The organism is Streptomyces sp. NBC_01431 (assembly GCF_036231355.1).
In the GTDB taxonomy this organism is placed as follows: Bacteria; Actinomycetota; Actinomycetes; order Streptomycetales; family Streptomycetaceae; genus Streptomyces.
In genome coordinates, this window is the sequence record NZ_CP109496.1 from 2,933,926 (window position 1) to 2,946,989 (window position 13,064).

The window sequence follows — 13,064 nt, forward strand, 5'->3', positions numbered from 1 at the left end:
TCCGTTGGTCGGTAAGTCAGTACGGTTGTTCTCTCCGTAACACTGCCACGCGCCGCCTCATTCCGAGATACCTGGTCCGATCCGCGAGACAATTTCGTCCCAGTAGCCGGGCAGCGCCTCGAACGGATTGATTTGTCCGCTTTCGCGGCGCGCGCGGTCGGTGCGGTCCGTGAAGTAGACGGTGCCCGCGCCCTGCCAGCGGGCGATCCGCAGGGCTTCCTCCAGGCGCGCTCTCGGCACACCGTGGACCAGGTGGCAGAATCGCTCGGGTGGATGGTCTGCGGTCCATTCCGCCACCTGTGACCAGCGGTAGTCGGTCCACGGACCGCTGAAGGTGACGAGCTGGTCGGCGGCCTCCGCGTAGCCGGGGTGGGGATGCGTGCCGTGCCCGAAGACCAGGTGGGAGCCGTCGCGCAGGGTCCGCAGCGCTTCGGCCGACCTCCGCATCGCGGGCAGCTCGTCTCGGTCCGTGGGACAGCGGTCGAGCAGGAAACCGTCGACCCGGTACCAGTCGTGGTAGCGCTGCGCTTCGGTGAGCTGCTCGCCGAGACAGCGGGTGCCGTACACCGTGTCGAGGTGGCCGAGGACCCGGATCCCCGCGTTGCGGAGTTTGCCGACCGCTTCGAGGCAGTGCGGGTCGGGCCGGCTGCCGGGGCCGCCCGGAGTGCCGCCGGACACGTTGAGCACGGCCCAGTGCAACGGCGTTCCGGGGCGGGTCAGTTCGGCCCATTCGACCGGGGCGACCAGCGGGTGGGCGTAGCCGGGGACACCGAGGCCGAGCCGGTCGGCGCCGGTCGCCGCCCGCTGTCCCGCGAGCCGGGTCAGATTCGGCATGCCGCCTCCATCCAGATGTCCGCCAGCGATTCCTCCAGATTGATCCGGGGCCGCCAGCCAAGCCGGTCCCGCGCGGTGCGTACGTCGGCCTGCTGCCAGCTTCCGCAGCCGTCCGGGTACGGGGCGGGCGCGGCCAGGTGTTCCAGTGCGGCCTCACCGGAGCGTGGGGATCCGATGAGGCCGGGCCGCATGGGGGGCGGGCCGTCCAGTTCGTGGAGGGCGCCCGCGTAGCCCGCGACCCTGGACAGGACGGCGGCCGCGTCCCGGAGCTTCACCGAGCGTCCGGTGCCAATGTTGACCACGCCCTGCGCGGCGGAGAGCGAGGCGGCGTGGACGGCCCGCGCCACATCGCGTACGTCCACGAAGTCCCGCTGCACGCCCAGTCCACCGAGCTTGAGCTCGCCGTCGCCGGACTGCATGGCGCGCCGCATCGCCTCGGCGAGGCGGCCGAGCGGCGACCCGGCGGGGGTGCCGGGGCCGACGGGCGAGAAGACGCGCAGCACGATGGCGTCGAGTCCGGAACCAAGGACGAGCTCGGTCGCGGCGAGCTTGGAGACGCCGTACGGTCCCCCGGGGCGCGGCACCGCGTCCTCGGCGGTCGAGGAGCCGGGCTGCGAGGGCCCGTACTCCGAGGCGCAGCCGATCTGCACCAGGCGGGCGCCGCAGCCGCTGCGCCGCAGGGCCTCGCAGACGGTGGCCACGGCGACGGTGTTGTGCCGGGTCAGGTCCCGGGCGCCGCCGCGGGTGGCTCCGGCGCAGTTGACGACGACCCCGGGGTGCACGGCGTCCAGGAAGCGGGTGAGGGCTCCCGGGCTGCCGGTGGCGAGGTCGAAGCGCACGTCGGCGTCGTCGCCGCGCCCGAGGGCGGTGAGCTGCACGGCGGGGTCGGCGAGCAGGCGGTCGGCGACGAACCGGCCGAGGTATCCATTGGCACCGAGCAGTAGCACCCTCATCGCGCGGCCCTTCGGTGCGGGCGGCGGGTGGCCGGTGGCAGGGCGGTCATGTGTCGTTCTCCTTCAATGCCTTCTCGCCTGCTCGTGAGGTGACCGGGCGAGGTCGGCGCTTTTGTGGGGTGGGCGCTCGGTCGTCGGGCGCCTCACTGGTCGGAGTGGGCCGAGGCGCGGGCCAGGACCGCGGTGGCACGGACGAGCAGGGCGAGGGCGGCCGCGGCGCACGCGGCGGTCGGCAGGACCCCGGCGCCCCAGGTCTCGACGGCCGCCGTCACGGGGCGGCCGAGGAACCGGCAGCCGGGGACCCGGGCCGCGAACACGGAGGCGAGCGCGAACAGTTCGGTGCAGCAGGCCGCGGCCAGCACCTTCTCGGCGGCTCGCGCGAAGCCATGCACGGCGAGCAGACGAGCCGTCCACAGCAGCACCCCGAGCGCGGCGGCAGGCACCAACGTCCCGGTTCCATAAGCGAGTTGGGTAACCCCCAGGCAGGCTGCCAGCCCGCAGAGGAACAGCACGGCGCTCACCATCAGGAGCGGTCGCGAGCGTCCGGCGAACTCGGCGAGCCCCCGGCTGGAGGCGAGCTTCTTGCGGGCCCGCACCGAGAAGAGCTGGGCGCACCAGACGGCGGGGGCGACGGCGAACGCGAGGCCGGTGGCCGCCGCGGGGTCGAGTGCCCAGGCCCCGTCGGGACCGCCCCGGACGGCCTCGCCGAGCAGCCCGTCACCGCAGATCGCGTACGCCACGAGCCAGGCGGTGCAGAGCCGCACGGCGGGGCCGGTGCGCGGTCCGGCGCGCAGGGGTCCGCGCCGCAGGGCGATGGCCAGGGCCGCGACGACGGCGACCGTGGCGAGGAGGGCCGCCGCCGGGCGGATCTGGCCGCCGGTGAGCCGCACGCCCGTGACGGCGACGGCACAGACGGCGCCGGGCAGCAGTGCGATGAGCGCCCATCCGACGGGCGGCCGGGTCAACTCCCTTGTGGGGTAAGGAGTTTCGCTGTCCCGCGGGACCCGGGCGTACAGCTCTTCGGCGAGTGAGAAGACGTCCCGGTGCCGGAAGCGGGCGGCGGTGCGGTCGGTGACGCCGTGGGCTTCGAGGCCGGCCGCGATCTCCAGCGGGTCGACGGCCCGCTCGCACAGTTCGCGGTGGCGGTGCATCAGCGCCCTGACGGGATCGGCGGGGCCGCGCCGGGGAGTGGCCCGGCTCGCGGCGGCGCGCGCGGAGGACAGTGCGCCCTGCGAGCGGACGTCCCAGGCGGTTCCGGAGGGCGGGGCGGAGGGGATGTCGGTCATGAGCCCGCCTCCTGAGCCGATCCGGTGCGTTCTTCGAGCAGGACCGCGAGCGGGCCGCCCGCCCAGCTCGGAGCGGCACCGGCGGGCGCGGCGGGCAGCCGGGCCGCGGTCGGGGCCGCCCAGCGGCCCGGCACATGAGCCTCGGCGGGGTGCGCGAAGGGCTGGAGGTCGTCGGAGTCGTGCGCGCTCTCCCGGTGGACCGGGTTGTGCGACATCAGTTCCAGGTAGATGCCGCGAAATGCCGCGAGGTTCTGCTCGACGGTGAACAGTTCGAGCGCGCGGGCGCGGGCGGCGGCGCCCAGGCGCGAGCGGCGTTCGGGGTCGCGCAGCAGCGCAACGCAGGCGTCGGCGAGGGCGCGCGGGTTGCGCGGCGGCACCACCAGGCCGGTACCGCCGATGACTTCGACGACGGCGCCGGTGTCGGTGGAGACGGTGGCCCGGCCGCAGAACATGGCCTCGACCAGGCTGACGGGGAAGCCCTCTACGACGCTGGACAGGACGACAACGCTTCCGGCGGCGTACGCGTCGGCGAGTTCGGGGGCCTCGGGGCCGCCGATCTCCTCGAACGACACGGGGTTGTCGCCGACCGTATGGGCGTCGGCGGCCTCGTCGGGGAAGAGCTGAGCGGCCAGCGCGCGGCAGTGGGCGAGGTAGGTGACGGCCTCGGGGCTCCGTGCGGGCGCCGCGATCAGCCGCAGCCGCGCCTCGGGTTCGGCCTTGCGGACCTCGGCGAAGGCGTGCAGGAGCGCGATGAGGTCCTTGGCGGGTTCGATCCGCCCCACCCACACCAGGGTGTTCGGATCGCCGCCGTAGGCGCCCTCCCCCACGGCGTGGAACCGGTCGGCGGGCATGCCGGGGTAGACCGTGCGCAGCTTGGCGCGATCGGCGCCGCAGCGCTCCTGCCAGCGTCGGGCGTGGGTGTTGCCGGGGGTGATGAGGGCGGCCTGCGCGTACACCTCGGCGGCCAGGCGGCGCTGGAAGGCGGCGTTCAACGCCCTTACCGGGACGGCGAGTTGAGCGTTGGCGAGATACTGGGCGCGCACCTGGACGCCGTACTCGGTGACCAGGAGCGGGACCCCGAAGAAGCGTTTGGCCAGCAGGCCGGGCAGGGCGGCGCAGCCGCCGGACGCGGCGTGGCTGAGGTCGACCGCGCCGAGTGCGTCGTCGCCGTACCAGTCGAGTGAGAGCGGGCGCAGGCCGCGTTCCAGGAGGCTCGCGAAGGCGAGGTGGTCGGGCACCCGGGCGGCCTGCACGGCGCGGTTCGCGCCGGGGGCGCGGCACGCCGCTTCCAGGATGCGGACGGCCGTCTCGGATCGCAGCTCGCCGCCGAGCGCGCCGTGGTCGCGGGCGAGGGCGGCCAGTCCGTAGAGCCCCTCGGTGAAGCCGTTGGGGCCGGGCGCGGTGGGGCTCCCGGTGCAGATGGCGCTGGCGAGCCGTGCGAAGTACGCGGCGAACACGCGCCGCTCGCGACGTCCGTAACGGCGTTCGGCGTGCCGGGCGTCGGCAGTGGTCCAGAGCGGGGCGGTGCGCACTTGGCGCACCTGGGGCGGCAGGGCTGCCAGGCCCCGCGCCTCCTGGTCGGCGCTGCGGCTCAGCGCGTATATGTCGAACTCGTGCCGCGCGAGCCCGCGTACGAGCCGGTCGCACCACAGCCTCGACTCGCCGGTCGGGTACGGAAAACCACCGTCCGTGAGCAGTCCGATCCGCATGTGCGCACCCCCGATCTCCCTTGTGGACGGCCGCCGTTGGCAACGGCGACTCGCAGCGGGAAGAACGTATGCGGATATGCCGGTGGCGCGACGGACGGTTGTCCATCGCGCCACCGGAAGGGGTGAATGCGCGTAACTTTCGCCACCTGGTGGCGTTCCGTCGCGCTACGGGGCGATTCGGTCACACACAGCTATGCTGCGGCCTCCTCCTGGGGCGCCTCGCGCAGTTCGCGGCGGGCCGTGCGGCGCGCCGATGCCAGTGCCGGATCCAGCGAGGGCACCGCCGCGAGCAGTCGCCGGGTGTAAGGGTCCCGGGGCGCCCCGTACACGGCGGCCACCTCGCCCTCTTCCACGATCCGCCCCTGCCGCATGACGGCGACCCGGTCGCTGACCTGGCGCACCACCGCGAGGTCGTGCGCGACGAAGACCAGCGCGAGGCCGAGTTCGCGCTGCAACTCGGCCAGCAGGGAGATGACTTGGGCCTGCGTCGTCACGTCGAGCGCGGATACGGGTTCGTCGCACACGATCAGCTGCGGCTCGGCGGCCAGGGCGCGGGCGATCCCGACGCGCTGACGCTGCCCGCCGCTGAACTCGTGCGGGTAGCTGTCGTACCGGTCCGGATCGAGCCCGACACGCGTCAGCAGTTCCCCGACCCTGGACCGGATCGCCGCTTCGTCGCGCTCGCCGGCGGCCCGCAGCGGGTCGGCGACCGACTCGCCGACCGAGCGGCGGGGGTTGAGCGAGGCGACGGGATCCTGGAAGACCATCTGCACGGAGCCGGTACGGGTGACGTGACCGTCGCTGGGCTCCAGCAGCCCCACGAGCATGCGGCCCAGAGTGGTCTTCCCGCTCCCGCTCTCCCCCACGATCCCGAGGGTTTCCCCGCGGCGGACCTGGAGGGATACGCCCTCCACCGCGGTGAACGCGGTCCGGCCGCGCCCGAAGGTCCTGCGAAGCCCGACGGCTTCGAGCACGACATCGCCCGCGGCGGCCTCCCCCGCCCCGGACGGGCGCCGTTCGGGCGCGGCCTGAGTGGCGGAAAGCCCGGAAACCCTGGGGACCGCGGCCAGCAGGGCCCTCGTGTACCCCTCGCTCGGAGAGGTCAGCACCTCGCCCACCGGCCCACGCTCCACCGCCCTCCCGTGACGCATCACCAGCACCTCGTCCACGCTCTCCGCCGCCACCCCCACGTCATGGGTGACCAGGAGCAGGCCCAGGCCCGTCTCGCGGCGCAGGTCGTGCAGCAGGTCCAGGATCTGCGCCTGGACGGTCACGTCGAGCGCCGTCGTCGGCTCGTCCGCGATCAGCAGTCGCGGCTCACACGCCAGCGCCATCGCGATCAGCGCCCGCTGCCGCATGCCGCCGCTGAACTCGTGCGGGCGGGAGCGCGACTTGCGGGCGGCGTCCGGGATGCCGACCCGATCCAGGACGGAGACCGCGCGGGCGCGGGCCGCCCGGCGGGAGCCGCCCTTGTGCACCCGGTACACCTCGGCGATCTGGTCGCCGATCGTGTAGTAGGGGTCGAGCGAGGACAGCGGATCCTGGAAGACCATCGCGGCCAACCCGCCCCGTAGTGAACGGAGTTCGGCATCGGAGGCGGCCGCCACATCGACCCCGGCCACCCGCACCGAGCCGGTGACCCGCGCCCCCGTCCCCCGGTGCAGTCCGAGCAGCGCGTACGCGGACGCGCTCTTGCCGGAGCCGGACTCCCCGACGACGCCGAGGGCCGCGCCGGGCCGGAGCGTGAAGGAGAGGCCGTCGACGGCCCGTACCCCGCCGAAGGAGATCCCGAGGTCGGCGACCTCCACCAGAGGTACCGGAGGAACCTGAGGAACCGGAGTCATGACAGCACCACCCGTCGGTCCGCCATCGCGTACAGCACGTCCGCGACCGCATTGGCAAGCACTACGAAGAATCCGGTGGTCAAGACGATGCCGACCACCACCGGCAGGTCGACCGTGCGCACCGACTGCACGAGTTGCTGGCCGATGCCGGGGATGCCGAAGAGCGTCTCGGTGAGCACCGCGCTGCCGAACATGGTGCCCGCGTCGAGCGCGCTGAGCGCGATCACGGGGGCGACCGCACCGCGCAGCGCATGGCGCCCCACGATGGCCCGCTCGGTCAGTCCGTACGCCCGGAAGGTGCGCACGTGGTCTTCGGCGAGCGTCTCCAGCATCGAACTGCGGGTGAGCCGCGCATACTTGGCCGATTCGATCAGCGCGAGGGAGAACCAGGGAAGCAGCAGTCCCCAGAACCACTGCTGGGGGCTGTCCGTGAACGGCACGTACTGCGGGAAGGGCAGCCATTGCAGGGTGGAGCACAGCACGATGATCAGCAGCAGCCCGATGACGAACACCGGGGTGGACGTGCCGGCCAGGGTCAGCCAGGTCAGCAGCCGCTCGATCACCCCGCCGCGCTTCCACGCCGAGAGCACCCCGGTGCCGACGCCGATCAGGAGCCACAGCGCGAACGCGCCGACGACCAGCGATCCGGTGACCGGGAGTTTGCCGAGGATGAGGTCGGTGACCTGCTCGTCGGTGCGGTAGGACTGGCCCAGGCACGGCGCGGAGCAGTGCACGGTGGCGGTGCCGGACGAGAAGTCGCGGCCCGCGAAGATCCCCTGGATGAAGTGGCCGTACTGGACGTACAGCGGGTCGCCGAGGCCCAGCCTGTCGTGGACCAGGGCGACTTGCTGCGGGGAGCAGCGTTCGCCGCAGACGATCTGGGCGACGTTGCCGGGGGCCACGTAGAAGACGAGATAGACGATGACGGAGAGGGCGAGGAGCACGAGGGCGGCGCCGGCGATCCGCCGCAGCACAAAGCCTGGGAGGCCGGTCAACTTGCCTTCTCCTTAAGGGACTTGTCCTGCCCGCGGGTGCCCACGCGCAGCCTTGACGCCGCCCTCGGGTCCAGCGCCGTGCGCACGCCCTCACCGATCACGGTCAGCGAGAGGACGGTGATGAACAGCAGCCCGGCCGGAAGCAGCAGATAGGTCGGCGCCGCCTGGTACCAGGTGTTGGCGTCGGTGAGCATCTGCCCCCAGGACGGGGTCGGCGGTTTGATGCCGACGCCGAGGAAGGACAGCGCCGCCTCGGCCACCACGTTGGAGGGGACGAGCAGGACCGCGTACGTGATGACGGGTGCGGCGAGCGCGGGCAGCAGTTCGCGGCGGGCGATCGCCCAGGCGCCCCAGCCGCTGAGCCGCGCCGCCGAGACGTGGTCGAGGGTCTTGAGCGCGAGGGCGCCCGCCCGCACGATCTTCGAGGTGCCGAACCAGCCGAGCCCCGCGATGATCAGGGTGATCAACACCGGCCGGGGCACGGAGGCGGGGGCCACCGCGAGCAGGCCGAGGGTGATGACGAGCATGGGCAGGGCGGCCGCCACGTCGGTGACGCGGCTGACGATCTGGTCGGCCCAGCGGCCGCCGAGCGCGGCGAACAGCCCGAGGCCGACGCCGAGCGCGACCTGGAGGAGCGTGGCGGCGAACGCGACCCCGAGCGAGACCCGGGCGCCGTACACGATCCGGGCGAACAGGTCGCGGCCGGTCTGCGGTTCGACGCCGAGCCAGTGCTCGCCGCTAATCCCGCCGAACGAGCCGATCGGGACGCCGCCGCTGGCGGAGTCGACGAGCGTGGGGTGGAAGGCGTTGGGGTCCTGGCCCTCAAGGGCGGTGAGCAGGGGCGCGGCGAGCGCGACCAGGACGAGCAGGGCGAAGACGGCCGCCGCGGCGGTGACCGCGCGCTGGGCGCGCAGCCGGCGCCAGAAGAGACGACCGCCCGGGGCGGGCGCGGCGGCGCCCGCCCCGACGGTCAACAGGGCTTCGGACATGGCTACTTGACCGCTACCTGCGAGACGTCGAGCACGCCGGTCCAGTCGCTGATGACGACGTTCTTGACGTCCTTGCCGACGAGCCGCTTGTAGACCGGGTGGAACAGCGGCACGACCACGGCCTGCTCGCCGATCTTCTTGTCGAGCGCGCCCCAGCGCGGGGCGGCCGCCGTCAGGTCGGTCAGCTTGTTGATCTCGTCGATCTCGCTGTTGACGGAGGCGTCATTCAGGAAGCCGGTGTTGAAGTTGGCGCCGTCCTGGACGATCTGGCGGCCGTCGAAGACCGGCGCGAGGAACGGGCCGCCGGAGGGCCAGTCGGCGCCCCAGCCGCGCAGGAAGAAGCCGGGCTCCTTCTTCGCGCTGGCGACGGTGTCGTTGTAGTCGTTGCCTTCGAGCCCCTGGAGCTTGACGGTGATGCCCGCCTTCTTCAGCGCGTCCTGGAGGGCGGTGGCGACCTCGGGCCCCTTGGGGCCGCCCTTGGCGTTGGAGTGGGTGAGCGTGACGGTCAGACCGTCGGCGTAGCCCGCCTCCTTGAGGAGCTCCCTGGCCTTGTCGGCGTTGCCGGACGCGCCCGCCGGGAAGGGGTCGTACGGGGTGTACCCGAAGGCCTTCTGGTTGGGCAGGAACGTGGTCGCGGGCTCGGCGAGCGAGGAGCCGCCGACCGCGTTGACGACCGAGGTGCGGTCGACGGCGTACGCGATGGCCTGGCGGACCTTGGGGTTGTCGAACGGCTTCACGTTCGGGTTGAACGCGATGTAGTTGGTGTAGCCGAAGTGCCCGGTGCCGACCCGAGCGGCGAGCTGCTTGTCGCCGGTGACCTTGGCGAGTTCGGCCGGGCCCAGGTTGGTGTCGGTGGTGACGGCGGCCGCGTCCGGGCCCTGGGACGCGGAGAGCCGCTGGTTGATGACGGCCTGGTCGAGCCCGGAGCGAACATCGATGTGGTCGGGGTAGGCCTTGCGCTCGGTGTCGCTCGCCGCGGACCAGTTGGGGTTGCGCTCCAGGACCAGGTGTTCGCCGTCGTTCTCGTTCTTGACGACCTTGTACGGGCCCGAGGAGACGGGGTGCTCCTCGTACTTGGTGCCGTCGTCCTTGGCCTTGGGGACGGGCGCGAACTGCGTCTGGGTGGCGAGGAAGGGGAACTCGCCCTCGGGCTTGTTCAGGTGGAACACGATGGTCTTCGCATCGGGCGTCCCGATCGAGTCGAGCCCCTTGCCGCCGTCCTTGTACGGGCCTTCGTACTTCGCCCCGCCGACCAGCCAGTCCCTCAAGTACGGTGCGCCGCCGGAGAGTTCGGCCGCGAAGGAGCGCTCGATGCCGTACTTGATGTCGGCGGTGGTGATCGGGCTGCCGTCCTCGTACTTCAGCCCGTCCTTGAGCGTGTACGTCCACACGGTGGCGTCCGCGTTGGGCTTCCCGGTGTCGGTGGCGAGGTCGGGGACGACCTTGGTGCCCTCGGCGCCGTTCTCACGGTTGCGGGTGGTCAGGGTGCGGAAGACGAGCGAGGGGACGTTTCCGCCGCCGGAGGTGTAGAGCCGTGCGGGATCGAAGTCGGTCTGCGCCTCGTTGTTGAGGACGCTGAGCGTGCCGCCCTTGCGCGGCGTGCCGGACGCGCCGGCGCTCTTGGCGTCGCCGCCCTCGGGGCCGCAGGCGACGGCGCCCACGGCGAGAACCACGGCTATCGCTGCCGCTCTTGCGGCGTACCCCGACGAAATGGACGTGTGACGCATCGGAAGGAAACCTCTCGGTGACTGCTCGGGCAGGGCGGGAAGCGCGGGCACCCGCGCCACGCACACAGCACCAAAAGGAAAGAGGGGGATGGCTGCGCCCGCGTGCGGAAACCGTGTGGAGACACGGAAATGCCCGGCGCAGAGGGAAAAGGGAAGGTCGAACGCGCTCGGACAGGCGTCAGCGACAGAGGATGTCGGCCACGCTGTGTCCGGTCACGCCGATGAGCGCCAGCTCGATGGCGGCGCGTTCGGAGGCGGCGTGGCGGTGCGACATGCCGAGAAATATGACCGAACCGCTGAACACTGTCAATCGGGAATGAGACGGCCGTCCCACATCGTGAACAGGCCGGTCTCCCGTCGGCTCAACCCTGGGGATACACCCACGCGTTGGGCAGGCACTTGATCCCGTCGATGTCCAGGGACTTGGTCTGCTGCTGCATCACGGGGGCGAGCGTGCCGGGCGTGCGGCAGCTCACATGGTTGTGTCCGAGCCGGTGGCCCACCTCGTGGTTGATGAGCATCTGGCGGTAGGCGTGCATCGCCTGGGCGCCGAAGGTGACCGAGCCCTGCGCCCAGCGGTAGGCGTTGATCATCACGCGGTCGGTGGCGGCCGAGTCGCAGGAGACGTTGTCCTCGTTGGTGTCGAGCCCGGACTTGGCGCACCATGTGCCGGTGGTCCCGGGGCTCGCCAGTGTGATCACGAAGTCGGGCTTGCCGGACGAGATCCGCTCGAAGGTCATCGCGCCGGAATGCGCCCAGCTCCGGTCGTCGTTGAGGGTCTTCTGCACGGCCTCGGCGAACAGACCGCCGTCCAGGCCGAGCCCCTGCTCGATGTCCACCCGGTAGCGGTACTTGCGCCCCTTGCCGGGCGCCGCCTCGAACCCGGGCACGGCCTCGAAGTTGCCCGAGGCGGTGAGCTTGGCGTCGAGCGGGAACTGCTGGGCCATCTTCTGCTCGTACGTGGCGGCCGCCGGCTCGACCGACGGGGTGGCCCGCCCGTTGCCCCGGGAGGCCGCGTCGCCCTGCGCGTCACGGTCGCTGCCGACCGCGGACTTGCCCGCGACATCGTGGTCCTGACCGCCGGACGCGACCTGCCCGGCGACGACGACCGCGAGCACGGTGGTGACCGCCGCGGCCGCTATCCCGGTGAACGTCCGTCCCTTGGAGCCCTTGCCGCCCTTGGTGGCGGGTTCGGCCGCCGCCGGGTCTTCCTCTGCGGGGGTGCGGGGCGCCGTCTCGGTGACCGCGCGCCGCGCCCCGGTGTCCGTGACCTTCGGGTCGTCGAAGGCCTCGGTGTACTCGCGGCGCGGCCCCGGTATGCGGGGCACCGCGACGCGCGGACTCTGCCGCACCGGGCCGGGCCCGTGGGCCGGGGCCTCGTGGTGCGCGGGGCCGCCCCAGCCACCCCCGCCCTCGTGGTGCTGGGGGTGCCCGCCGCGCACCTGCGGGGTGCCGAACGCGGGAGTGCCGCCCTGGTGCTGGGCGTTGGAGTCGTCGCCGGGGGCCTGCCGTCTGCGCCGGCCGCCGCCCTCGGGGCTCTGCTCGGACCGCGGTGCGGGGGGCGCCTCGGTCATGGGTGCTGGCCCGGTGGAGCCCTTGGGTCGGCTGTGTCGTCCCACGCCCCGGATCAGCTCCTGTTTTCTCGGTCGTCGTCGCGGTGTCCGTCACCGCTCTCGTCGAGCAGCTCCCGCACGGCCTGGGCGACCGTCTCGGGGTACTCCATCATGGCCACGTGCCCGGCGTCGGGCAGGGTCAGCAGTCGCGCGTCCCGGAAGGCGGCCGCCGCCCGGCGGGCCATCCGGTACGAGACCAACTGGTCGCGGCCGCCGTACACGAGCAGCGTCGGCGCGAGCACCCGCTCCGCCTGCCGCCACAGACCGTGCTGGCCGCCCAGTGTGTAGGCGTCCACGATGCCACGGGCCGAGCGGGCCATCGCGTCCCAGAAGTACGGCAGTTCCAGGCGCCGCCGCATCTCCTCCACGGCGGCCTCGAAGCCCTCGGGGCTCACCCGTCCGGGGTCCCCGTAACAGAGCGCCAGCACGCCGCGGGTGCGGTCCTCGGGGCTCCAGCCCCGCGTCATCCGGGCGAACAGTGCGGCGACGCCGGGCACCGCGACCAGCGCGGTCGGCCAGGCGTTGCGCTGCACCCGGATCTCCGGCAGCGCGGGCGAGATGAGCGTCAGGGTGCGCACCAGATCGGGGCGGACGGCCGCTATCCGGGTCGAGACGGCGCCGCCGAGGGAGTTGGCGATGAGGTGGACCGGGCCCCGCTCGGCCGAGTCGAGCAGCCGGATCACGGCGCGGGCGTGCCCGGTGACCGAGTAGTTGCCGTCGTCCGGCGGCGGGGAGTCCCCGAAGCCGGGCAGATCCAGCGCCTCGCCGTCCAGCCGGTCGGCGAGCAGCTTCATCAGCGCCGACCAGTTCTGCGAGGACCCGCCGAGCCCGTGGACGTACAGCGCGGGTTCGAGGCCGGGCCGGGTGCCGGGGCGCGAGCGGACGCTCAGCGTCAGGCCGGGCAGGCTCACGGAACGCAGCTCCTCGCCCTCCGCGACCCTGACCGCGCCCACCCGTGGGGCCACTGAAGCGGTGGCGAGGGTTTCCGGCAGCTCGGTCGAGGACATGCGGGCAATGTTACGAGACGATCACACTGTGGTTCATGTGTTCGCCGTCACAGGCCGCATAGCGTCTTCCCCGGGGACCTCCTAGGCTCATAAGTAGCCCCTACCTC

11 protein-coding genes are annotated in these 13,064 nt (G+C 72.6%); all 11 read right to left on the reverse strand.

The genetic code is table 11. The annotated features are described in order from the left end of the window. Positions 1-57: 57 nt before the first annotated feature. The gene (locus tag OG522_RS13300) at positions 58-834 is read right to left on the reverse strand and encodes a spherulation-specific family 4 protein (RefSeq protein WP_329463181.1); all 777 of its coding nucleotides are present in this window, start codon (positions 832-834) and stop codon (positions 58-60) included. Then, positions 822-1,787, reverse strand: coding sequence for an NAD-dependent epimerase/dehydratase family protein (locus OG522_RS13305; RefSeq protein WP_329463182.1), 966 nt, complete (start codon positions 1,785-1,787; stop codon positions 822-824). Before OG522_RS13305 ends, OG522_RS13300 begins: the two co-directional genes overlap by 13 nt. Positions 1,788-1,930: 143 nt before the next feature. Continuing rightward, positions 1,931-3,073 carry a hypothetical protein gene (locus OG522_RS13310; protein ID WP_329463183.1) on the reverse strand — a complete coding sequence of 381 codons (1,143 nt, stop codon included), beginning with the start codon at positions 3,071-3,073 and terminating at the stop codon, positions 1,931-1,933. Beyond that, positions 3,070-4,782 (reverse strand): DUF3492 domain-containing protein, encoded by a 1,713-nt coding sequence (locus tag OG522_RS13315; RefSeq protein WP_329463184.1) that lies wholly within the window; start codon positions 4,780-4,782, stop codon positions 3,070-3,072. The genes OG522_RS13310 and OG522_RS13315 overlap by 4 nt, the downstream gene beginning before the upstream one ends. A gap of 191 nt (positions 4,783-4,973) precedes the next feature. After that, positions 4,974-6,626, reverse strand: coding sequence for an ABC transporter ATP-binding protein (locus OG522_RS13320; protein ID WP_329463185.1), 1,653 nt, complete (start codon positions 6,624-6,626; stop codon positions 4,974-4,976). Next, on the reverse strand, positions 6,623-7,621 hold the full coding sequence (locus OG522_RS13325) for an ABC transporter permease (protein WP_329463186.1): 999 nt from the start codon (positions 7,619-7,621) through the stop codon (positions 6,623-6,625). The genes OG522_RS13320 and OG522_RS13325 overlap by 4 nt, the downstream gene beginning before the upstream one ends. Beyond that, on the reverse strand, positions 7,618-8,610 hold the full coding sequence (locus OG522_RS13330; RefSeq protein ID WP_329463187.1) for an ABC transporter permease: 993 nt from the start codon (positions 8,608-8,610) through the stop codon (positions 7,618-7,620). Before OG522_RS13330 ends, OG522_RS13325 begins: the two co-directional genes overlap by 4 nt. Before the next feature lie 2 nt (positions 8,611-8,612). Further along, positions 8,613-10,337, reverse strand: a complete 1,725-nt coding sequence (locus OG522_RS13335) for an ABC transporter substrate-binding protein (RefSeq protein ID WP_329463188.1) — start codon at positions 10,335-10,337, stop codon at positions 8,613-8,615. A 178-nt stretch (positions 10,338-10,515) separates the two neighbouring features. Then, positions 10,516-10,611, reverse strand: a complete 96-nt coding sequence (locus tag OG522_RS13340; RefSeq protein WP_329463189.1) for an Ms4533A family Cys-rich leader peptide — start codon at positions 10,609-10,611, stop codon at positions 10,516-10,518. An 88-nt stretch (positions 10,612-10,699) separates the two neighbouring features. After that, the gene (locus OG522_RS13345; RefSeq protein WP_443074693.1) at positions 10,700-11,956 is read right to left on the reverse strand and encodes a DUF3152 domain-containing protein; all 1,257 of its coding nucleotides are present in this window, start codon (positions 11,954-11,956) and stop codon (positions 10,700-10,702) included. Between the two features lie 8 nt (positions 11,957-11,964). Continuing rightward, complete coding sequence (locus tag OG522_RS13350; RefSeq protein WP_329463191.1) at positions 11,965-12,957, reverse strand: alpha/beta fold hydrolase; 993 nt, start codon at positions 12,955-12,957, stop codon at positions 11,965-11,967. Positions 12,958-13,064 lie beyond the last annotated feature (107 nt).